This window comes from Pseudomonas sp. PS02288 (assembly GCF_029959715.1).
GTDB lineage: Bacteria > Pseudomonadota > Gammaproteobacteria > Pseudomonadales > Pseudomonadaceae > Pseudomonas_O > Pseudomonas_O kuykendallii.
Map to the genome: position 1 here is coordinate 1 of NZ_JASCPA010000060.1, position 18,119 is coordinate 18,119.

Annotated in this window: 19 protein-coding genes; 12 read left to right on the forward strand and 7 right to left on the reverse strand. The window is 67.6% G+C overall.

Annotated elements, in window-relative coordinates:
• Positions 1 to 60: 60 nt before the first annotated feature.
• Positions 61 to 639: an antibiotic biosynthesis monooxygenase gene (locus QMX85_RS19580; protein ID WP_282343694.1), complete on the reverse strand. Its 579-nt coding sequence runs from the start codon at positions 637 to 639 to the stop codon at positions 61 to 63.
• Positions 640 to 1,059: 420 nt separating this feature from the next.
• Between QMX85_RS19580 and QMX85_RS19585 the strand changes: the two genes are divergently transcribed.
• A complete protein-coding gene (locus QMX85_RS19585; protein WP_282343696.1) occupies positions 1,060 to 2,010 on the forward strand; it encodes a MerR family transcriptional regulator in 951 nt (316 codons plus the stop codon).
• A 3-nt stretch (positions 2,011 to 2,013) separates the two neighbouring features.
• Here the strand turns inward: QMX85_RS19585 and QMX85_RS19590 are convergent, their stop codons facing one another.
• Positions 2,014 to 2,634, reverse strand: a complete 621-nt coding sequence (locus tag QMX85_RS19590; protein WP_282343698.1) for a hypothetical protein — start codon at positions 2,632 to 2,634, stop codon at positions 2,014 to 2,016.
• 57 nt (positions 2,635 to 2,691) lie between these two features.
• On the reverse strand, positions 2,692 to 3,141 hold the full coding sequence (locus QMX85_RS19595) for a PAS domain-containing protein (protein ID WP_282343700.1): 450 nt from the start codon (positions 3,139 to 3,141) through the stop codon (positions 2,692 to 2,694).
• Positions 3,142 to 3,238: 97 nt separating this feature from the next.
• Between QMX85_RS19595 and QMX85_RS19600 the strand changes: the two genes are divergently transcribed.
• Positions 3,239 to 3,694, forward strand: coding sequence for a flavodoxin (locus tag QMX85_RS19600; RefSeq protein WP_090226913.1), 456 nt, complete (start codon positions 3,239 to 3,241; stop codon positions 3,692 to 3,694).
• A gap of 1 nt (position 3,695) precedes the next feature.
• Positions 3,696 to 4,160: a cupin domain-containing protein gene (locus QMX85_RS19605; RefSeq protein ID WP_282343703.1), complete on the forward strand. Its 465-nt coding sequence runs from the start codon at positions 3,696 to 3,698 to the stop codon at positions 4,158 to 4,160.
• Here the strand turns inward: QMX85_RS19605 and QMX85_RS19610 are convergent.
• Entirely contained in the window at positions 4,152 to 5,039 is an 888-nt protein-coding gene (locus tag QMX85_RS19610) for a LysR family transcriptional regulator (protein WP_282343705.1), read from the reverse strand. The genes QMX85_RS19605 and QMX85_RS19610 overlap by 9 nt on opposite strands.
• Before the next feature lie 85 nt (positions 5,040 to 5,124).
• Here QMX85_RS19610 and QMX85_RS19615 point away from each other — a divergent pair, with 85 nt between their 5' ends.
• The 9 genes from QMX85_RS19615 (at position 5,125) to QMX85_RS19655 (ending at position 16,310) form a co-directional block, all read left to right on the forward strand.
• A complete protein-coding gene (locus tag QMX85_RS19615) occupies positions 5,125 to 5,511 on the forward strand; it encodes a CidA/LrgA family protein (RefSeq protein WP_245728152.1) in 387 nt (128 codons plus the stop codon).
• Positions 5,501 to 6,187 carry an LrgB family protein gene (locus QMX85_RS19620; RefSeq protein ID WP_282343709.1) on the forward strand — a complete coding sequence of 229 codons (687 nt, stop codon included), beginning with the start codon at positions 5,501 to 5,503 and terminating at the stop codon, positions 6,185 to 6,187. Before QMX85_RS19615 ends, QMX85_RS19620 begins: the two co-directional genes overlap by 11 nt.
• A 194-nt stretch (positions 6,188 to 6,381) precedes the next feature.
• Entirely contained in the window at positions 6,382 to 7,149 is a 768-nt protein-coding gene (locus QMX85_RS19625; protein ID WP_175534336.1) for a class II aldolase/adducin family protein, read from the forward strand.
• The gene (locus QMX85_RS19630; protein ID WP_282343711.1) at positions 7,149 to 8,063 is read left to right on the forward strand and encodes an alpha/beta fold hydrolase; all 915 of its coding nucleotides are present in this window, start codon (positions 7,149 to 7,151) and stop codon (positions 8,061 to 8,063) included. The genes QMX85_RS19625 and QMX85_RS19630 overlap by 1 nt, the downstream gene beginning before the upstream one ends.
• 144 nt (positions 8,064 to 8,207) lie before the next feature.
• Complete coding sequence (locus QMX85_RS19635) at positions 8,208 to 9,119, forward strand: SDR family oxidoreductase (protein ID WP_282343713.1); 912 nt, start codon at positions 8,208 to 8,210, stop codon at positions 9,117 to 9,119.
• Between the two features lie 82 nt (positions 9,120 to 9,201).
• Positions 9,202 to 9,969, forward strand: coding sequence for a crotonase/enoyl-CoA hydratase family protein (locus tag QMX85_RS19640; RefSeq protein ID WP_282343714.1), 768 nt, complete (start codon positions 9,202 to 9,204; stop codon positions 9,967 to 9,969).
• A gap of 316 nt (positions 9,970 to 10,285) precedes the next feature.
• Positions 10,286 to 12,157 carry a DUF1302 domain-containing protein gene (locus QMX85_RS19645; RefSeq protein WP_282343716.1) on the forward strand — a complete coding sequence of 624 codons (1,872 nt, stop codon included), beginning with the start codon at positions 10,286 to 10,288 and terminating at the stop codon, positions 12,155 to 12,157.
• 28 nt (positions 12,158 to 12,185) lie between these two features.
• Complete coding sequence (locus QMX85_RS19650; RefSeq protein ID WP_282343718.1) at positions 12,186 to 13,553, forward strand: DUF1329 domain-containing protein; 1,368 nt, start codon at positions 12,186 to 12,188, stop codon at positions 13,551 to 13,553.
• A 153-nt stretch (positions 13,554 to 13,706) separates the two neighbouring features.
• Positions 13,707 to 16,310: a LuxR C-terminal-related transcriptional regulator gene (locus QMX85_RS19655; RefSeq protein WP_282343720.1), complete on the forward strand. Its 2,604-nt coding sequence runs from the start codon at positions 13,707 to 13,709 to the stop codon at positions 16,308 to 16,310.
• A gap of 3 nt (positions 16,311 to 16,313) precedes the next feature.
• Here the strand turns inward: QMX85_RS19655 and QMX85_RS19660 are convergent, their stop codons facing one another.
• The 3 genes from QMX85_RS19660 to QMX85_RS19670 form a co-directional block, all read right to left on the reverse strand.
• Positions 16,314 to 17,117, reverse strand: a complete 804-nt coding sequence (locus tag QMX85_RS19660) for a transglutaminase family protein (RefSeq protein WP_282343722.1) — start codon at positions 17,115 to 17,117, stop codon at positions 16,314 to 16,316.
• Positions 17,118 to 17,284: 167 nt separating this feature from the next.
• Complete coding sequence (locus tag QMX85_RS19665) at positions 17,285 to 17,578, reverse strand: DUF3509 domain-containing protein (RefSeq protein WP_282343724.1); 294 nt, start codon at positions 17,576 to 17,578, stop codon at positions 17,285 to 17,287.
• Between the two features lie 245 nt (positions 17,579 to 17,823).
• The gene (locus tag QMX85_RS19670; RefSeq protein ID WP_282343726.1) at positions 17,824 to 18,087 is read right to left on the reverse strand and encodes a YebG family protein; all 264 of its coding nucleotides are present in this window, start codon (positions 18,085 to 18,087) and stop codon (positions 17,824 to 17,826) included.
• Positions 18,088 to 18,119 lie beyond the last annotated feature (32 nt).

Genomic DNA, 18,119 nt, shown 5'->3' on the forward strand with positions numbered 1-18,119 from the left:
CCCCCCCCCCCGCCCCCCGGGGCGGCGGGGGGCCGCGGGCCGCGGGCGGCGGCGCGCGGCCTACTTCGCGTCGAACGCCGGCTTGCCGGTGCGTGCCACGCGCTCGCGCGGGCGCCTGCCTTCCAGCCAGGGCGCCAGCAGGCGGGTGGAGAGCGGGATGAACAGGCAAACCATCACCGGCGTCAGCACCAGGGTGCTGAGCAGTACCCGTTGCACCAGCGGCAGTGCGACCAGCGCGTCGCCGAACAGCAGGTTGAAGGCCAGCGAAACCGGGAAGAACGCCAGCCATACGGCAACGCTCTGCTTCCAGCGTGGCGGGCGTTTGTCGGCGCTGCCGAACCAGGCGTCGAGGCCTTGGGCGCGACGTTCGTGTGGCTGGGCGAACAGGCCCTGGCCGCGTTCTAGCCAGGCGCTGCGCGACGCCGAATGTTCCCAGGCGGCCATGGTCGCGGCGTCGGCGAAGCGGAAGACGATCTGGAATTCGTTGTCGTGGGCGGGCGGGGCGAGGACGCCGGAGCCGAGGTAACCGGCGAAGTCCGCGGCGAGCTGTTCGCCTTCGCGGAGCCAGGTCATGAAATCCTGATAGCGGCCATGGGCGACACGGCGCGCCACCATGAGGGTGACGGGTTCGGCAGACATTGTGTATCTCCATCGATGGGGCGAGCGGTCCGGGTAGGACGTTTCGCATCACGCAGCGCCGGGGTGGTGGGCTGCCTGAAATGACAAGCAAGGATTATTCCTCATGGCGGCGTCACAGCGCTACATGCATGGCCGTGCCTGGCGTGGAAAAGAGCCGTGTACGGCGCGTGAACCGGGCTTTTTCGACGCGGCGGTGGGCCGGTCTTTAGCTATCGCTTTGCCTGCGCTAGGAAAAGCCTCGCTCCCCGTCAATCGCGGAAAATGCCCACCCAGGTCGCAGCTGCGCGCCAAGTTCGCACCAGTAGGGCGCGTCTTCTGGTCGGTTGTCGCCAAATGGGCCGGTGTCCTGCCGGGTCGGATGCTGCCGAGCGTTTCCCTCGCGCGTTACACTGTGCGACATCTTCGCGAGTTGGCGGCGCCATGACTCAGTTCTCCCATGCAGCTTCCCTTGCCTCCGAGGCGTTGAAACGCCAGGAGCTGTTCCCGATCCGCGAGGTTTCGCGGCTGACCGGCGTCAACCCGGTCACCCTGCGTGCCTGGGAACGACGCTACGGCCTGATCGAACCGACCCGCACCGACAGCGGCCACCGCTTGTACTCGCAGGCGGACATCGACCGTGTGCACAGCATTCTCGGCTGGCTCGAACGCGGCGTCGCGGTGAGCAAGGTGGGCACCGTGCTGGCGCGTGGCGAGAGCGTGCCGAAAAGCGTGGTCGCCGAGCGCGCGGCGGTCGGCGGCGAATGGGCGGAATGGCAGGCGCGGATCAGGCGCGCCGTCGCGACCTTCGACGAGCAGGGGCTTGAACGGCTCTACGGCCTGCTGTTTTCCAGCTACCCGCTGGCGGCGCTGTTCCAGGACGTGCTCATGCCCGTCTGGGAGGAGCTGCTGGTGCATCAGGGCGAGTTCGGCAAGACCAGCGAATGGCTGTTTCTCGACGGCTTCCTGCGTGGGCGCGCGTTGCTGCGCCTGCAGCTGACCCGCAGCGATGACGCCGCGCGCGTGCTGCTGGTGGCGGTGCCCGGGCATTGCCGGGAGCTGGAACTGCTGGTGGCCGGCGTGTTGCTCGGCGGGCCGGACGTGTCGATCAGCCTGCCGGGGTTCGGCGTACCGCTGAACGAGCTGCTGCTGATTGGCGAGAAGCTCCAGCCCAACGCCGTGGTGGTGCTTTCACACCAGCCGCGTGACGCCGGCTTGCCGCGGCAGCTGTCGAAGCTGGCGCTGATGCTCGACTGCCCGCTGTTGCTAGCGGGCGCCGCGGCGGATTTCGCCGAGGCTCAACTGGCGGGCACCCCGATAGGCTGCCTCGGCAGCGAGGGGCGCGAGATGCACAAGCGCCTGCTGCGCTTTCTCGACGAGCGCCTCGATACCTGATCGTCAGGCGTCGGCGGCGCTGCGTGCCTTGGCGTGCAGCTGCGGGTGCTGCAGACGATGCTGCTGGAAGATGAACGTGTGCAGGCGCCGCAGCGTGCGCTCGTTCTCGTGCAGCAGGCGGTAGGCACACAGTCCCTGTCCCACCTTGCGCACCAGCCGGCCACGCAGCGGAATCGGTTTCGCACCGGGGAGCGGCAGTGAAAGTTCGAAGCGCGCCGGGGCGACGTCGTTGACTTCCAGCAACAGGCCGTTCGGCGACAGTTCGTGGACCCGCAGGTCGCTGGCCTCGCCGCGTTCGTCGAGCAGCGCCACGGGCTTGTTCAGGTGCAGGCGCCACGGTCGGTCGACCGGGCCCTGTTCGAAGATGCGCGGGGCTTCCAGCTTCAGGTGCAGCGTCTGGGACTCGTCTTCCACGAGCTGCAGCGGAAAGGTCAGGCGTTGATGGCCGATCTGCGCCTCGAGCGACAGTTGTGCGCGTGAGCCGAGCGCCGCCAGCAGCGCCTGGGTTTGCGGGCTGCTGTCGATCAGGAAGTTGGACGCATTGAGCCGCGCGCCCTCGCCCTCGTTGAGGAGGCTGCGGATATAGGCCAGCTCGTCGGCGGTAAGCAGCGGATCGTCTTGCATCGGTGGGCTCCCGACTCGAGGGGCAACCCATGTTCGACCCTTGCGAGCTGCGGGGGTTCAGCCTTCCGTCGCTTTTCCGAGCGCAGCCTTCAACGCGGCTACTTCGCTTTCCAGCGCCTTCACCCGTTCGCAGGCCTCGACGAATTCGGTGACGTCCTTCTGGATGCCGATCAGGTAGGTCAGCTGGTCGGCCTCGTTGTGCACCGGCGTGATGGACAGCTCATTCCAGAACAGGCTGCCGTCCTTGCGGTAATTGCGCACGATCTCCCGGCTGGGTCGGTTGTCCTGCAGCGCGGCGCGGATCGCCCGAATCGCGGGCTGCTCGCGGTCGTCGCCCTGGAGGAAGCGGCAATCCTGGTACAAAACGTCTTCGGCGCGATAGCCGGTGAGCCGTTCGAAAGCCGGGTTGGCATAGATGAGGATGTTGTCGTCGCCTTCGCGTTCGGCCACCACGATGCCGTCGTTGGACGCGTCGATGACCAATTGCAGCAGTTTGGGACTGATCATTCCGGGCTCCGCAGGGTAGAAGCGCGATTCTAAATGATCGGGCCCGCTCATACAGTTATTGCATAATCCGCCCTCCGACTGGTTCTGGAACCCTCGTATGAACGTCCTGATTCTCTCCGGCTCGGTCTTCGGTACCGCCGAGGAAGTCGCCCGGCATGCCGGGCAGCTGCTGCGCGACGCCGGCCTGCAGACCTTGCACAAGCCGCGCGCCGAACTGGGCGAGCTGCTGGAATTCCCCGCCGACGCCATCCTCGCGGTGACCTCGACCACCGGCGTCGGCGAATTGCCGGAGACGCTGCAGCCGCTTTTCCACGCCATCCGCGACCAGCTTCCAGCGTCCTGGCGTGGCCTGCCGGGAGCGGTGATCGGCCTGGGCGACTCGGCCTACGGCGACAGTTTCTGCGCCGGCGGGGAGCAGCTGCGCGAGCTGTTCGCCGAGCTGGGCGTGCGCGAGGTGCTGCCGATGCTGCGCCTGGACGCCAGCGAAACGGTGACGCCGGAAACCGACGCCGAGCCCTGGCTGGGCGAATTCATCGTCGCCCTGGGCGCCTGAGGTGCATCCGCGCGCGCAGGAACTGATCGACACGCTGGGCCTGCAGGCGCATCCGGAGGGCGGCTACTACCGGCGGATGTTCGCCTCGGCACAGCGCCATGGCGAGCGCGCGGCCTGCAGCAGCATCGTCTTCCTGCTGCTGGAAGGGCAGGCCAGCCGCTGGCATCGCGTGGACGCCGACGAGATCTGGCATTTCCATGAAGGCGGCGCGCTGGAGCTGCTGATCGCCGAATCGCCCGACGAGCTGCGTAGCCAGCGCCTCGGCCCGCTCGCCGTCGACCAGTTGCCGCAGGCGGCGGTGCCGGCGCATGCCTGGCAGGCGGCGCGTGCGCTCGGGCGCTACACGCTGGTCGGCTGCACCGTCGCGCCGGAGTTTCGCTTCGAGGGTTTTCGCCTGCTCGCCGATGACCCGCAGGCGCAGCGCGAATGGCCGCGCCTGGCCGGCGAGTTCCCCGAGCTAGTCTGACGGTGACGGATACTCGCGCAGCAGGGCCAGCCACGCCTGCGCAGCATGCGACAGGTAGGCGTCGCGGCGCCAGATGAAGCCGATGTTCCAGCGCAGGTCGTTGTCGCGCAGCGTCAGGCGCACCACGCCCGGGCGCATCAGCCCGCGGGCGACGATGCGCGGCAGCAGCACCGTGCCCTGGCCGGCGGCGACCAGTGCGGCGAGGAAGTCGGCCTGGCCGCTGCGGCCTCCTTCGCGCGGGTTGAAGCCGGCCTGCAGGCAGGCCTGCAGCAGGCGGTCGTTGAGGGTGAAGCTGCGCTGGTAGAGCAGGAACGGCGTGTCGGCCAATTGCGCCAGTTCCAGGCTGCCTTCGCCCGCCAGCGGATGGTCGGTGGGCAGCAGGATGTCCAGCGGCTCGTTGCAGAACAGCTGGCTCTCGAATACCGGGTCGTCGGAGAGCATCCCGGCGCCGATCTCCAGTTCGCCGCTGCTCACCAATTGCTCGATGCTCTTGCTGCCGTCCTCGGTGAGGTGCACGGCGATGTTCGGGTAGCGCCGCCGATACTCGGCGAAGGGCCCGGCGAACAGCGCGTCGCTGCCGAGCATCGGCAGGCCGAGGTTCAGCTCGCCGCGCGCCAGATGGCTGAGGTCGTCGAGTTCGCTGAGCAATTCCTTGCGTACCCGCAGCAGTTCCTCGACGCGGCGCAGCACGATTTCGCCGGCGTCCGTGAGGCGCAGCTGCGGTCCCTGGCGCTGCAAAAGTTGCACGCCCAGGCGCTGCTCCAGTTGCGCCACCTGTTTGCTGATCGCCGACTGGCTGGCGTTGAGCGTGCGTGCCGCCTGGGTAAAGCCGCCCTGACGAACGACTTCGGCAAAGCTGCGCAGCTGTCTGAATTCCATTCTGGAATACCTGTGATTCGAACAATTCGTTTTTTCGATGGTACCGCGCGCCGTAGACTTTCTTCCAACTGTTGAGGAATCCGCCGTGACCCGCGCCCGTGTTACCCATCTGTCCCGTCTGCTCTCCGAGTTGCTGGTGCTGCTCGGTCTCTATCTGTTCGGTTCCCAGCTCGCGCTCTGGCTGCACTGGCCCATCCCGGGCGGGGTGATCGGTCTCGGCCTTCTGCTGGCGGCGTTCGCCACGGGCTGGATCAAGCCCGCCGCGCTGCAACTGGGTGCCGGCGTGCTGATGGCGGAGATGCTGCTGTTCTTCATTCCGGCGCTGATGAGCATGCTCGACTACGGCGCACTGCTGCGCAGCGAAGGCCTGCGCATCCTCGCGGTGATCGCCTGCAGCACGCTGCTGGTGATGCTGGCCACGGCGCTGACGGTGGAGGCGGTGTGCCGCTGGAGTCTGCGCCATGAATCTTGAGCCGATGCCGCTGTTCTGGTTCGTCCTGACACTGGCGGCCTACCTGCTCAGCCGCTGGCTGTACCGGCGCAGCGGCCGCTACCTGCTGTCGCCACTGCTGTTTGTACCGGCGCTGCTGCTGGCGGTGGCGATCCCGCTGCACACCGCCTACGCCGAATACTCCAGCAACACGCACCTGCTCGTGCTGTTGCTCGGCCCGGCCACCGTGGCCTTCGCCGTGCCGATCTGGCAGCAGCGCGCGCTGCTGGTACGGCACTGGCCCGCGCTGTCGCTGGGCATGCTCGCCGGCAGCACCGTGGCCATCCTCAGCTCCTGGTGGCTGGCCAATGCGCTGGCGCTGGAGAGCCCCGTCAGCCTGTCGCTGGTGCCGCGCTCGATCACCACGCCGTTCGCCATGCCGATCGCCACCGGCCTGGGCGGCGTGCCGGAACTGACGGCGATCTTCGTGATGCTGACCGGCGTGTTCGGCGCGCTGGTCGGTGGCCTGCTGCTGAAGTGGCTGCCGCTGCGCAGCGCGCTGGCCCGCGGCGCGCTGTTCGGCGTCGGCGCGCACGGTGCCGGCGTCGCCCGCGCCCAGGAAGTCGGCAGCGAGGAGGGCACCGTGGCCGGCCTGGTGATGGTGCTGATGGGCCTGCTCAACCTGTTCGCCGCGCCGTTGATCTCCCACCTGATCTGAGCCGCCGGGCCGCGAGCGGCCCTGGTTTTCATCGCCAACCGTCGCGGTTGGCGCCGCTTTGGTCAGTCGCCGGCGAAACGGCGACGGACGCAAAACTGGCTTCCAGGGCCACTGGCCGTGCGCCGAAGCGCCGCTAGACTCTCGGCACACCCACAACAATAAATGCCGAGGTGATCGTCGTGTCCGTAGCCCAATTGCTGCACCCCTCCGAAGTGAAGAACCAGGTTTCCGCCGCTGAATGGCAGACGCGTATCGACCTGGCCGCCTGTTACCGGCTGATCGCGATGTACGGCTGGGACGACCTGATCTTCACCCACATCTCGGCCAAGGTGCCGGGCACCGACGACTTCCTGATCAACCCGTACGGGCTTATGTTCCACGAGATCACCGCGTCGAGCCTGGTGAAGGTCGACCTGGCCGGCAACAAGCTGATGGACAGCCCCTACGACCTCAACCCGGCCGGCTACACCATCCACAGCGCGGTGCACGAAGTCCGTCACGACGTCGGCTGCGTGCTGCACATCCACACCGCCGCCGGCATCGCCGTTTCCGCGCAGAAGCAGGGCCTGCTGCCGCTGTCGCAGCAATCGCTGTTCGTCCTCGCCAGCCTGGCCTATCACGGCTACGAAGGCGTGGCGCTGAACCACGACGAGAAGTCGCGCCTGCAGGCCGACCTCGGCGACAAGAACTTCATGATCCTGCCCAACCACGGCCTGTTGACCGCCTTCGGCAGCATCGCCGACGCCTTCCTCGGCATGTTCACCCTGCAGCGCGCGTGCGAAATCCAGGTCATGGCGCAGAGCGGCGGTGCCGAACTCATCCACATTCCGCAGCAGGTTCTCGACGGCGCCCGGGCGATGATCGCCGGGGTGATGCGCAGCCCGCAGGGCATGGGCGGCGCGTTGCCCTGGCCGGCGCTGCTGCGCAAGCTCGACCTGCACAATCCCGGCTACGCCGCCTGATGGCCGCCGTCGGCATCGGCCTGGACGACTGGCGCGCCCAGGGCCGAACGCTGCTGTTCCATCGCCATGAAATCCGTCACTGGGCGGCTGGCCCGGTAGACGCGGAGCCGCTGCTGCTGATCCACGGGTTCCCCACCGCCAGCTGGGACTGGCATCGCCTGTGGGCACCGCTGGCGCAGCGCTACCGGGTGATCGCCTGCGACATGCTCGGCTTCGGCGACTCGGCCAAGCCGCGCCACCACCCTTACAGCCTGCTGGAGCAGGCCGACATACAGCAGGCATTGATCAAGCACCTGGCCATCGACCGTCCGCTGCACGTGCTGGCCCACGACTACGGCGACAGCGTCGCCCAGGAGCTGCTCGCGCGGCATCAGGAAGGGCGCGTGCGGCTGGCCAGCTGCGTGTTCCTCAACGGCGGGCTGTTTCCCGAAACCCATCACCCGGTGCTGCTGCAGAAGCTCCTGCTCAGCCCGGCCGGCTTCCTCGTCGACCGGCTGTTCACCCGGCGCACCCTGGCGGCCAACTTCGCCAAGGTGTTCGGTCCGCAGACCCAGCCGAGCGAGGCCGAGCTGGATGCGTTCTGGCAACTGATCGCGAAGAACGGGGGCGCCGCGGTGATGCACCGGCTGATTCGCTACATGCCGGAACGTCGCGAGCAGCGCGAGCGCTGGGTGACGGCGATGCAGCGCAGCGACGTGCCGCTGCGGGTGATCGATGGCGCCGTCGACCCGATCTCCGGCGCGCACATGGTGGCGCGCTACCGCGAGCTGATCCCGCAACCGGACTGCGTGCTGCTCGACGGCATCGGCCACTACCCGCAGGTCGAGGCGCCGGAGCAGGTGCTGGCGCATTACCTGGCGTTCCGCGACGGGCTGGCGCCAGCGGAAGCGCCGCAGCACGCCGAAGCGGTCTGAACCTGCCAGGGCCGGCGACCTCGTTCGCCGGTTCCTGGGCCATCCCGCGACGTTATCGACCATCATTCAGGTGCATCGTCTCGGTTGTGACCGTTTCCTGTCTGTTGGACACTTCGGGCATCTCAACCTGCCAAGGAGTTTCCCATGAGCCAAGCCGTGCGTTTCGAAGACAAGGTCGTGATCGTCACTGGCGCGGGCGGTGGCCTCGGTCGCGCCCACGCATTGCTGTTCGCCAAACACGGCGCGCGGGTAGTGGTGAACGACCTGGGCGGAAGCACCCATGGCGAGGGCGCCAACGCTTCGGCGGCGGACAAGGTGGTAGCGGAAATCCGCGAGGCGGGCGGCACCGCGGTCGCCAGCCATGACTCGGTGACCGATGGTGAGAAGATCGTGCAGGCCGCGCTGGACAGCTTCGGTCGCATCGACGTGGTGGTGAACAACGCCGGCATCCTGCGCGACAAGACCTTCCACAAGATGGAAGACGCCGACTGGGACCTGGTCTACAAGGTCCACGTCGAAGGCGCCTACAAGGTGACCCGCGCCGCCTGGCCGCACCTGCGCGAGCAGAACTACGGCCGGGTGATCTTCACCGCGTCCACCTCGGGCATCTACGGCAACTTCGGGCAGAGCAACTACGGCATGGCCAAGCTCGGTCTCTACGGGCTGACCCGCACGCTCGCCATCGAGGGCCGCAAGAACAACATCCTGGTCAACGCCATCGCCCCCACCGGCGGTACGCGGATGACCGAAGGGCTGATCCCGCCGCAGGTCTTCGAGCAGCTCAAGCCCGAGCTGGTCAGCCCGCTGGTGGTCTACCTCGGCAGCGAGCAGTGCCAGGACACCTCCGGGCTGTTCGAGGTCGGCGGCGGCTGGATGGGCAAGGTGCGCTGGGAGCGCAGCCTGGGCGCCGGCTTCGACCCGCGCGCCGGCTTTTCGCCGGAGGACGTGGCGGCGCACTGGCAGCAGATCGTCGACTTCGACAACGCCGCGCATCCCAAGGACAACATGGAAGCGCTCAAGGAAATGATGGCCAACCTGCAGAAATACGTGGTCTGACGACGGCAGGTTGCGGCTTCTTCCGCGGTTCGCGACGGCAGGACGTTGACCGGTCGCGCCGCTCACCTCGGTGGAGTTCTGCATGGGCGTGATCGTCGAACGGCTGGACGCGATAACCGTCATCACCCTCGACCGGCCGCAGGCGCGCAACGCGGTCGACCGTGCCACAGCCGACGCGCTGAGCGCCGCGCTGCGTGAGTTCGAGGAAGACCCGCAGGCACGCGTCGCGGTCCTCACCGGCAGCGGCGGGACCTTCTGTGCCGGCGCCGACCTGCACGCCGTGGCCGAAGGCGGCGAACGCCGCAACCGCCTGCAGGCGCAGGGCGACGGCCCGATGGGGCCGAGCCGGATGCAGCTGCGCAAGCCGCTGATCGCCGCCATCGAAGGCCACGCGGTGGCTGGCGGGCTCGAGCTGGCGCTGCTCGCCGACCTGCGGGTGATGGCGGCGGATGCGGTGCTCGGGGTGTTCTGCCGGCGCTTCGGCGTCCCGCTGATCGACGGCGGCAGCGTGCGCCTGCCGCGGCTGATCGGCCAGGGTCGCGCGCTGGACTTGATCCTCACCGGCCGCCCCGTGCATGCCGATGAGGCCCTGCAGATCGGCCTGGTCAGTCGCGTGGTCGCCGCCGGCCGCGCACGGGCCGCGGCCGAAGCGCTGGCCGCCGAGATCGCCGCGTTCCCGCCCACCTGCCTGCTGGCCGACCGCGCCAGCGTCCATGCGCAATGGGACCTGCCGTTCGCCGAAGCCCTGGCCAACGAGTTCGCTGGCGGCATGGCGGTACTCGAGAGCGGCGAGACGGAGCAGGGCGCGAAGCGCTTCAGCGCCGGCGACGGCCGCCACGGGCGCTTCTAGGTCGCGCTGCCCAAGACACCATCCGCCTGCCTTTCCCGCCTCGCGCCCTGTCGCGTGGCGTTCCTTTCCGCTGAAACGACCCATCCAGCGCCTGCGGAACACCTTCGCCGATGCCCGTCGGGCGCTTTGGTTACGCTCGGCACGCCGTCGCTCTTGGCTGGCCCCATTCAGCGCCTGAATGGCGGCTCCGGCGCAGGCCTGGTGCAGGCATTCATACTTTCGGGCGACAGTCCAAATCCGTCCTTGGTGCGCTTAACCGGGCGTCGGTGCGTGAGTAGGGTTGGCGCCAGTTCTATCCGCCAACAAGGAGCGCCGAATGACAACAACAACACGGCATGCAAAGGTCCAGCCCACGCTATTGGCTCTGGCCGTCGCCATGGGAATTTCCGCCCCCGCAGGGGCCGTCAATTTCAACATCGGTGAAGTCGAGGGTCAGCTCGACTCCTCGCTGTCGGTGGGGGCCAGCTGGTCCACCGCCAAGCCCGATCGCGACCTCATCGGGATCAACAACGGCGGTACCGGCTACACCCAGACCGGTGACGATAACCGTCTCAACTTCAAGCGCGGCGAGACCTTCTCGAAGATCTTCAAGGGCATCCACGATCTGGAGCTGAAGTACCGCGACACCGGTGTCTTCGTGCGCGGCAAGTACTGGTACGACTTCGAGCTGAAGGACGAAAGCCGGCCGTTCAAGGACATCAGCGACTCCAACCGCAAGGAAGGTGCGAAGTCCTCCGGTGCGCAGATCCTCGATGCCTTCGTCTACCAGAACTACAGCATCGGCGACCTGCCCGGAACCGTCCGCGTTGGCAAGCAGGTGGTGAGCTGGGGTGAAAGCACCTTCATCCAGAACAGCATCAACTCGATCAACCCGCTGGACGTCTCCGCCTTCCGCCGCCCGGGCGCGGAGATCAAGGAAGGCCTGATCCCGGTGAACATGCTGTACCTCTCGCAGACCGTCAACGACCGCCTCAGCATGGAGGGTTTCTACCAGCTGGAATGGGACCAGACGGTGGTCGACAACTGCGGCACCTTCTTCGGCTCCGACGTGGTCCAGGACGGTTGCGTCAACAACTACAACGTCGCCAGCGGCGCCATCGCGCCGTTCCAGCCGGCCGCCGCGGCGTTCGGCCAGGGCTTCGGCGTTACCAACGAGGGTGTGATCGTGCCGCGTGGGCCGGACCGCGACGCCCGTGACTCCGGGCAGTTCGGCCTGGCGCTGCGCTGGCTCGGCGATGCCACGGAATACGGCTTCTACTTCATGAACTACCACAGCCGCACGCCGGTGCTGAACACCGGCACGGCCGGCGCCGCGACGCTCGCCGCGCTGGGTAACGCCAACCCGCTGGCGGGGCCGCTGAGCGGCATCCTCGGGCAGGTCTGCGGCGCGTTCGGGGGGCCGGCCAGTTGCTTCACCGATCCGCGCTACTCGCCGACGGCGGCAGGTCTCGCCCAGAGCGTGTTGCTTGGTAACGGCAGTTACTCGCTGTCCTACCCCGAGGATATCCGCCTCTACGGGATGAGCTTCTCCACCACGCTGCCCACCGGCACCGCCTGGTCCGGCGAGATCAGCTACCGGCCGAATGCGCCGGTGCAGATCAACACCACCGACCTGACCCGCGCGCTGCTCAACCCGATCGCGCCGGGCACCTCACCGGTGGCGAGCGCGGCGGGCGCCGAGAACCGCGGCTACAACCGCAAGGAAATCACCCAGATCCAGACCACCCTGACGCACTTCTTCGATCAGGTGATGGGCGCCGAGCGCTTCACCCTGGTCGGCGAAGTGGGCTTCACCCACGTCGGCAACCTGGAGAGCACCAGCGAGCTTCGCTACGGCCGCGATTCGATCTACGGCACCCCGGACGATGCGACGCAACGGGCGGCCTACGGCACCCACGGCTTCGTCACCAGCAATTCCTGGGGTTATCGCCTGCGCGGCATCTGGGACTACAACAACGTGTTCGCCGGCGTGAACCTGCGGCCCAACGTGTCCTGGTCGCACGACGTCGACGGCTACGGCCCGAACGGCGCGTTCAACGAAGGCGCCAAGGCGGTGAGCTTCGGTATCGATGCCGACTACCAGAACACCTACACCACCAGCCTCTCGTACACCAACTTCTTCGGCGGCGACTACAACACGCTCACCGATCGCGACTTCGTTGCGCTCAGCTTCGGCGTGAACTTCTAAGCGGCCTTCAGCAAGTGAGGAAACCCTGATGCATACAACAAGAAAAATCCTCGGCGCGCTTGCCCTCTCGCTGCTCGCCGGCAGCGTGATGGCGGCAGTCGCCCCCGACCAGGTCGCCAAGCTCGGCACCAGCCTGACCCCGCTGGGCGGGGAAAAGGCGGGCAACGCCGACGGCAGCATTCCGGAGTGGACCGGCGGCCTGCCGACCAATGCCGCGCCGATCAGCAATAACGGCTTCGTCGGCGATCCCTACGCCGGCGAGAAGGCGCTGTTCACCATCACCGCGCAGAACGCCGAGCAGTACAAGGACAAGCTCAGCGCCGGCCAGCTGGCGATGTTCAAGCGCTACCCCGAAACCTACAAGATGATGGTCTACACCACCCACCGCAGCGCGGCCGTGCCGGATGCGATCTACGCCGCGGCCAAGCTCAGCGCGCAGAAGACCGGGCTGGTCGAGGGCGGCAACGGTCTGACCAACTTCACCGAAAGCCGCTACTACGCCTTCCCGATCCCGCAGAACGGCCTGGAAGCGATCTGGAACCACATCACCCGTTACCGCGGCGGCAACCTGCAGCGCACCATCGTCCAGGCCACGCCGCAAACCAACGGCAGCTTCACCCTCGTGCAGTTCGAGGACGAAGTGGCGATGCCGGACAACATGCCCGACCTCGATCCGGCCAAGGCCGCCAACGCGTTGCTGTTCTTCAAGCAGCGGGTGACCGCGCCGGCGCGTCTGGCCGGTAACGTGCTGCTGGTGCACGACTCGCTTGACCAGGTGAAGGAGCCGCGCATGGCGTGGATCTACAACGCCGGCCAGCGCCGCGTGCGCCGCGCGCCGCAGGTGTCCTACGACGGTCCGGGCACCGCCGCCGACGGCCTGCGTACCTCGGACAACTTCGACATGTTCAACGGCGCGCCGAACCGTTACGACTGGAAACTGATCGGCAAGCAGGAGATGTACATTCCCTACAACAACTACCGCCTGGCCTCGCCCGAGCTGAAGTACGCCGACATCCTCAAGGCCGGCCACATCAACCAGGACCTGGCGCGCTACGAGCTGCACCGCGTCTGGGTGGTGGAAGCCACGCTGAAGAGCGGCGAGCGCAACATCTACGCCAAGCGCCGCTTCTACCTCGACGAGGACTCCTGGCAGATCGCCGCCTCCGAGCTGTACGACGGTCGTGGCCAGCTGTGGCGCGTCGGCGAGGCGCAGATGTACCAGCAGTACGACAAGCAGGTGCCGGTGTACGCCTTCGAATCGCTCTACGACATCATCGCCGGCCGCTACCTGTCGATCGGCATGAACAACGAGGAGAAGAGCGCGATCCGCTACGGCACCAAGGCGTCGGCCAACGACTTCACCCCGGCCGCACTGCGCAACGCCGGCGTTCGCTGAGACGCGCCTCGCCGCGTGCCCAACCGGGCAACAACAGTCCTGCTGATAGGCGGCCATCACGGCCGCCTTTTTTACGACCGCGTATCGCCTCGCCGGCTGAGCAGGCACTACTATCGGGCAAGGTTCCACAATCACAACAAGAGAGCCGACGTCATGCTTACCCACGCTATAAGGGACAGCCTGCCGGTCGCGCCGAAAGCGCCCGCATTGCCCCGTCTTCCGCCCCTGCATCTGCCGCGCACGCGACTCACCCAGCCTCTGCTCGCCAGCGAATGCCGCCTGCGTCTGCTCTGCGCGCCCGCCGGGTTCGGCAAGAGCGTGCTGCTCAACGAGTGCGCGCGCCATTTGCCGCGCGACACCCGGCTGGTCTGGCTTGACCTCGCCGGCCGCGCGCTGAGCCCCGCCGCGCTGCTGGAGCGGTTGAGCACGGCGCTGGCCGACGAGGCGGCCGAGGGGCCGGTGCTGGAGGCGCTGCTCGACCTGTTGCAGCGGCAGGCGCAGCCGCTGTGGCTGGTCCTCGACGATTACCCGCGCGAAGAGGCGGCGGAACTGGATGCCTGCCTGGACCAGTTGTTCGAGCGCGGCCCGGCATCGCTCTGCTGGTGGGTCAGCAGCCGCCGGCGGCCCGCCTGGAACCTGCCGAGGCTGCAACTGCAGGGCGACTTGCTGATGCTCGGCGCACAGGCGCTGGCGCTGACCCGCGATGAACTTCAGTGCCTGCTCGACCTGCAGGCACCGACCCTCGGCGCGCAGAGCCTGGAGCGTCTGCACGACGTGAGCGAGGGCTGGCTCGCCGGCGTGCGCCTGCTGTTGCTCGACGCCGATGAGCAGGCCCTGGAGCAGCGGCTGGTGAATGGCACGCCGCTGTTGCGCGACTACATCGTGCAGGACGTGCTGGCCGACCTGAACGACGAATTGCGCGAGGCCCTGTTCGCCCTGACCCTGCTGCCGCGCTTCTGCGCCGAACTCTGCGAGCACGTGCTCGACGGCGGAGCCGAGCGGCTTGCCACGTTGCGTCAACGCCAACTGTTCATCCGCGCGCTGGACAGCTGCGGCGACTGGTTCCGCCTGTGGCGACCGCTGGCGCTGGTGCTGCGCCGGCTGCCGAGCCCGCTGCCGCCCAACTCGGTGCATGTGCGCGCCTGCCAGTGGTTCGCCAGCCACGGCGAGATTCGCGAAGCGGTGGAGCAGGCGCTGCTCGCCGGGCAGATGGAGGTCGCGGCCAATTACCTGCAGCGCTTCGGCCAGGAGCAACTGCTGATCGGGCAGAACGTCTCGCTGTTCCTGCAATGGCGCAACGAACTGCCGCACACGCTGTTTTCCAGCACCAGCCGGTTGATCGCGCTGCAGGCGTGGGCGCTGATGATCTGTGCGCGGCTCGACGAGGTGGAGGCGTGCCTGGCCGATCTGGCGCACTTCCTGCCGCAGCCTGACGCGCGCCGCCAGCGCGAACTGCTCGCCCACTGGCAAGCCATCAGCGGCGCCCTGGCGCGTCAGCGCGGCCAGCCGGAGGCTCGCCAATGGTGCCTCGAAGCGCTCGCCGAACTGCCCGAACGAGCCTGGTCGCAGCGCGTGTTGTGCTACCAGATCCTCAGCCAGCAGGCGCTGGCCGAGGGCCATCTGGATGAAGGCGAGCACTACGGCGACGAAGGCATCAAACTGGCCCGGCTACACGCCAGCGTGCTCTACGAAGGCCTGCTGACCGTCGACCGCGTGCACCTGCTGGAAATGCGCGGGGAAACCGATCGCGCGCTGGAACTCCTGGAGCAGGCGCTCGATGCGCTGGGCGACACGCCGACCGGTCCGGTGCCGGCGCGGCTGTGGCTGCTGCGGGCTCATCTGCTGGCGGTCCAGGGGCTTTCCAGGCAGGCGCGCGAGGCGTTTCAGGTGGGGCTGGACGCGGCGCTGGGCAGCGGCGATGCCTACACCTTCTTCGGCTACCTCGGCCTCGCCGAGCTGGCCGCCTATACCGATCAGCATGCCGAAGCCTTCCGCTGGCTCGCCGAGGCCGAGCGACTGATGCAATGGCGGCACGTACCCGCGATCCGTTATCGCTGCGTGCTGCAACTGGGCTTCGGCGTGCTCTGGTTGCAGCAGGGCGAAGTGGGCAAGGCCCGCGCCGCGCTCGAACCGGTTCTGCAGCACTACCGGGACAACGGCCTGCTGGCGCCGCCCGGCGCCTACGACGTGGTGATCCGCGTGCGTCGCCAACTGGCGCTGTGCGAACTGCTCGACGGATCGCCGCAGCGGGCGGTGGACGACCTCAGCGCGCTGCTCGAGGAATGCCTGCAGAACGACCTGCAGAACCTGGCCTGCGAATGCCGCTGCAGCCTGGCCGAGGCCCTGCTGGCGGCCGGGCAGGCGAGCGCGGCGGAAGAGGAACTGCGCCGCGCGCTCGGCATGGCGGCACGTCAGCGCCTGGCGCTACCGCTGCTGGCGTTGCAGCAGCGCCAGGCCCACTGGCTGGATCGCCTGCTGCCCGGCGCCAGCGCGCAGCCGCTGCACGAGCGCCTGCTAAACCCGCTGGAGCGCGAAGCGCAGGTACAGCCGGTGGCGGACGGGGCGCTGCTCAGCCAGCGCGAGCTGACCGTGTTGAAGCTGATCGCCCAGGGCTGTTCGAATCAGGACATCGCCCAGCAGCTTTACATCTCGCTGCACACGGTGAAGACCCACGCGCGGCGGATCAACGTCAAGCTCGGCGTGCGCCGCCGCACCCAGGCGGTGGCCACCGCCAAGGCGCTGGGTTTGATGGGATAGCCCTCAGTGCAGGGCGGTGGTGCGGTTCATCTGCCGCAGGCGCTGACTCACCGTCAGCCGCTGGGCCTCGTCCTCGCTGAGCAGCAGCGCGCGTTCGAGGTCGTAGCGCTCGCCCTGCGGGCAGTCGATCAGGCGGTAGAGGTCCGCGCGTGCCAGGTGATCGGCCACGTTCGGCGGCCCGAGCAGCAGGACCCGTTCGGCATCCTTCAGCGCCGCCAGCGGATCGTCGGCCTGCTGGTGCAATTGCCGCAGGTTGCGCGACAGCCGCCGCAACAGCCCGTGGCCGTCGCAGGTTGCCAGGTGCGCGGCGCTCAATTCGACCGCGTTGCCGAAATGGCGGACCAGCAGGTCGCGGCAGTCGCGGGTATACAGGCGGCGCCCGCCGCAGGGGTCGAGCAGGTGGTCGGCGCCGGGCACGCGAAGCAGGAAGTAGCGGGGGAAGTTGACGCCCTGCAGGGGAATATCCAGACGCCGGGCAAGTTCCAGGGCAATCAGCGCCAGCGACAGCGGCTGGCCGCGGCGACGCTGCAGCACCTTGTGCAGCAGCGCGGCCTGCGGGCGCAGCGGCGAATCGTCGTCTTCGTGGAAGTCCAGCGCGCTCAGCTGGCGCAGCAGCGGTTGCGCCAGCTCCCTGGCCGGCAATTGCGGCAGTGCCACGGCCACGCGTTGCTCGAGGCTCGCCAGCTCACGCAGCACCTGCGCGGGTTGCACGTCGGCGTCATGTTCGGCGGCAACCCAGAGCGCCGCCTCGAAAACGGCGGGGGGGCCCGATTCCAGACAGGCTAGGCAGGCTTGACGCGGATTCATGGCGACCCTCCAGGCTGGCTCGCTCTAGTTATTTAGCTGGCCGACGAACCTTCGTCCAGCAGGAGCGGCCCGGCGGTGGAGGCGGGGCGAAAACGGGAGGGGCGGGTGTGGGGGCGAGCGAGGCCGCCTGCGATGACCGGCGTACCGGCGCTCGCAGGATTCCTGATTCAGTTGCGGGCTTGGCTGGCCGAGGATGTCGAATGAGCGCCTTGCGCCATGGAGGCGAGCAGCGCCGAGGAAGCCTCGCCATTCTCGATGGCCAGGCCGAGCTGCACGCTCATGATGAAACGCTCGAGCTTTTCGCGATTGCGCCACTGATCGGCACTGATGAAGCGCTTGACGGTCACGCCGTCGTCATTGGACAGCGTCAGCAGCACGCTGCCATCAAGCCGCTCAATGCTGAAGTTCACGTAATAGTCAGCCTGGAAGACGTCGGAAATCATCTGAAAGGGGCTTTCCATCTCGGTACCTGCCTGGGTGGCTTAATTCACACAGGTAGATGGACGAGGCGGTGCCGATAAAGTTCGCAGCGCATCTACGGAAGGCGGCGCGTTTCGCTGGTTTTCCGGCGAAACCGATGGACGGTCGGCCGATGCACCAGAAAGACCACGGAAATCAAGGCTTTGCCCTTTTGTGGTGAAATTTCGGGCAAGCCTTCCGAGGCGCGCCGGCAGTGCGGTGCAGGCGCTGCCGGTGAGCCGCGCCGTTACTGCCCGGCGCTGTCGAGGACGATTTCGCTCAGGGCGTCCGCCTGATTCTTGAAGGCGCGGGCGAACACCTCGCGATTCTTCGCCATGAAGATGCCGACTTCCTCGACCTGCTGTTCGCTGAGCGAAGGCACGGCCTTCTGCAGCACCTCGCCGAGGGATTCGGCCAGCTCGAGCATCTTGTCGTAACGATCCGCCTCGGCTTTATCCATGAACAAGCGCTCCTGATCGCGACTGCTGCGATACACCACTTCGACGGCCATTCCCCACCTCGATTGCCTTCAGCTTGGGTTGA

Coding starts and splice junctions, on each gene's coding strand:
- QMX85_RS19595 (WP_282343700.1), bottom strand. CDS start 3,141: ATGATCAGTCCCAAACTGCTGCAATTGGTCATCGACGCGTCCAACGAC.
- QMX85_RS19630 (WP_282343711.1), top strand. CDS start 7,149: ATGGCCGCCGTCGGCATCGGCCTGGACGACTGGCGCGCCCAGGGCCGA.
- QMX85_RS19635 (WP_282343713.1), top strand. CDS start 8,208: ATGAGCCAAGCCGTGCGTTTCGAAGACAAGGTCGTGATCGTCACTGGC.
- QMX85_RS19665 (WP_282343724.1), bottom strand. CDS start 17,578: ATGGAAAGCCCCTTTCAGATGATTTCCGACGTCTTCCAGGCTGACTAT.
- QMX85_RS19585 (WP_282343696.1), top strand. CDS start 1,060: ATGACTCAGTTCTCCCATGCAGCTTCCCTTGCCTCCGAGGCGTTGAAA.
- QMX85_RS19640 (WP_282343714.1), top strand. CDS start 9,202: ATGGGCGTGATCGTCGAACGGCTGGACGCGATAACCGTCATCACCCTC.
- QMX85_RS19645 (WP_282343716.1), top strand. CDS start 10,286: ATGACAACAACAACACGGCATGCAAAGGTCCAGCCCACGCTATTGGCT.
- QMX85_RS19590 (WP_282343698.1), bottom strand. CDS start 2,634: ATGCAAGACGATCCGCTGCTTACCGCCGACGAGCTGGCCTATATCCGC.
- QMX85_RS19660 (WP_282343722.1), bottom strand. CDS start 17,117: ATGAATCCGCGTCAAGCCTGCCTAGCCTGTCTGGAATCGGGCCCCCCC.
- QMX85_RS19600 (WP_090226913.1), top strand. CDS start 3,239: ATGAACGTCCTGATTCTCTCCGGCTCGGTCTTCGGTACCGCCGAGGAA.
- QMX85_RS19655 (WP_282343720.1), top strand. CDS start 13,707: ATGCTTACCCACGCTATAAGGGACAGCCTGCCGGTCGCGCCGAAAGCG.
- QMX85_RS19650 (WP_282343718.1), top strand. CDS start 12,186: ATGCATACAACAAGAAAAATCCTCGGCGCGCTTGCCCTCTCGCTGCTC.
- QMX85_RS19580 (WP_282343694.1), bottom strand. CDS start 639: ATGTCTGCCGAACCCGTCACCCTCATGGTGGCGCGCCGTGTCGCCCAT.
- QMX85_RS19670 (WP_282343726.1), bottom strand. CDS start 18,087: ATGGCCGTCGAAGTGGTGTATCGCAGCAGTCGCGATCAGGAGCGCTTG.
- QMX85_RS19620 (WP_282343709.1), top strand. CDS start 5,501: ATGAATCTTGAGCCGATGCCGCTGTTCTGGTTCGTCCTGACACTGGCG.
- QMX85_RS19610 (WP_282343705.1), bottom strand. CDS start 5,039: ATGGAATTCAGACAGCTGCGCAGCTTTGCCGAAGTCGTTCGTCAGGGC.